Genomic DNA, 1946 nt, shown 5'->3' with positions numbered 1-1946 from the left:
GGCGTCCCGTTGGTGATCTCGAAGGTGGCGAACGGGTCGTCCTGGCCGGGGTCCTTCGTGCACTGGACGTCCTTGCCGCCCGCCCAGACCTCGCTGCCGTCGGCCTTCTTCGGGTCGATGCGCTGCAGCATGTTCTGGACGAAGATCTCGCCCGGACCGGCCTCGCTGAAGACCAGCTGCGGGGCGTCGCCCTCGGCGACCAGGTCCCAGGTCGCGCCGGCCTGCTGCGGGATGTCGTGCGGCGGGATGACGACGTCCACCGCCACCGGCAGCTCCGGCGACTCGGGCACCGACAGGACCGCGTCGGCGGTGGCCGTCCCCTCCAGGGTGGTGGCCTTGACGGCGCGGAGCCCGTTGGTGATCGTGCCGGTGATGTGCGCGGTCGCCTTGATGTGGAAGGCGGGCGTCAGCTCGCCGACCGGGATCTGCGTCGGGATGTCGGACTCGACGTCCACCGAGAGCGGCTGGTTGCCGATCAGCGGGAAGACGCAGTGGTAGTTGATCGTCTGGTGGACCGGCTCCGCCATCGCGGGTCCGGCGGCGGCGAGCACGCCGAGCATGGAGAGTCCGAGACCGCCGACGGCCGCGGCGGCGAGGCCCTTGGCCCCGGTCCTCCTGCGCTTGCTCAGTTTGGCTTCCAACGTCCTGCCTTTCGTCCGGAGCGGGCAAATCCGGGACTGTTCAGGCCGGTAAGCTACCGGCCCCCATGGGCACTGTCTTTAGGGCCGACTGACAAAACCGAGGCCATTCTCACTAACTGACTCATGGCTTTCCGAATTTCCAGGAACGCGCATGATTCGACATATTCCGGAGGCCCGGCGGCGAGGAATGCTAGCGATCTGACAGGTTTTTTGCCGGATTATCATCCGATGCTTGTTTCCGCGCTCGCGCGGGCCGGTCAGAGGTGCTTGTAGGTGGTGTAGTCGGACGCGAAGTCGTTGTAGCGCAGAAAGTTGGTGAAGCTCATCGTGATCGTGGCGTCCAGGCCCTCGACGTAGTGCCACCAGCCGATCGGGATGAACAGCAGCTCGCCCGGCGCGAGCACGCACTCCAGCACCTGCGCCTTGCGCATGGCCGGGAACCGCTCGTAGTCGACGGCGCTCGCGTCGACCTCCGAATAGCAGTGCACGGTGTTGTAGACGAACGCGGTGTCGTGCAGCGGCACCATCTTGATCTGCTTGCGGCCCACGACCTGCGCCATGAAGTTGTTGGTGAGGTCGTGGTGGTAGGGCGTCTTGGTGCCGGCCGGGCCGAGCCAGAAGAAGCTGCGCCCCCGGGCGTCCCCGTCGAGGTACTCCGAGAGCGGGCCGATGTCGTCCCAGAGGACGTCCAGCGCCCGCTGGTTCCGGGACGTGTTGTTGGCCGTCATGTAGAAGTCGTTGGTCGTCCCGGCGGACTCGACCATGTCGACGTAGTCGCGGAACGGCATCAGCCTCTTGTGCCGCGGTCCGTTGATCTCGTAGTTCTCGTCGGACTCGCGGCCGAACTGCACCTCGACCTCGTTGCCGCCGCAGGTGGCGCGCAGGTAGTCGAAGTCCCACCGGGTGCGCGCGGGCCACGATTCGAGCATTCCGGTGATGATGACCGGGCGGTTCTGGAAGTAGTACTCCTCGAAGAACTCGTCCCGGGAGAGCCGCTCCCGGCGCTCGATCTCGCCGCCGTGCGCGCGCATCCGGGCGAGCCGCCCGTAGACGGTGAGCGTCCATTCGCGCTTGCGGAGCCGGTTGGCGATGCGGGACGCGCCCTGCACGTAGGGGCTGGCCAGCGCACCGGAGACCTCGCGGGCGGCCTCCTCCTCGGTGAACCCGTTCTTGACCAGCGCCGGGCGGATCACCTCCGGCGGATTGCCGAGCAGCAGGTTCTCGGCGATCCAGCGGCGCCACTGGTCCGTGGGAAGTGTCGTCGTCGTTGTCATCGCGGTCCTCTCCTTCAGGGGTGGGCACGGG

General features: G+C 67.2%; 2 protein-coding genes. Both read right to left on the bottom strand.

The window, feature by feature from the left end; genetic code table 11:
- On the bottom strand, window positions 1-641 hold a 641-nt coding region (locus E1284_RS40420), incomplete at its 3' end, for a DUF6801 domain-containing protein (RefSeq protein ID WP_131945391.1).
- A gap of 257 nt (window positions 642-898) precedes the next feature.
- The gene (locus E1284_RS40415; protein WP_131945390.1) at window positions 899-1915 is read right to left on the bottom strand and encodes a cupin-like domain-containing protein; all 1017 of its coding nucleotides are present in this window, start codon (window positions 1913-1915) and stop codon (window positions 899-901) included.
- Window positions 1916-1946: the final 31 nt, after the last annotated feature.

Origin of the sequence: Actinomadura bangladeshensis (assembly GCF_004348335.1) — a bacterium.
Classification (GTDB): Bacteria; Actinomycetota; Actinomycetes; order Streptosporangiales; family Streptosporangiaceae; genus Spirillospora; species Spirillospora bangladeshensis.
The sequence above is the reverse complement of the archived record's forward strand: the minus strand, read 5'-3'. Positions and strand labels throughout refer to the sequence as shown.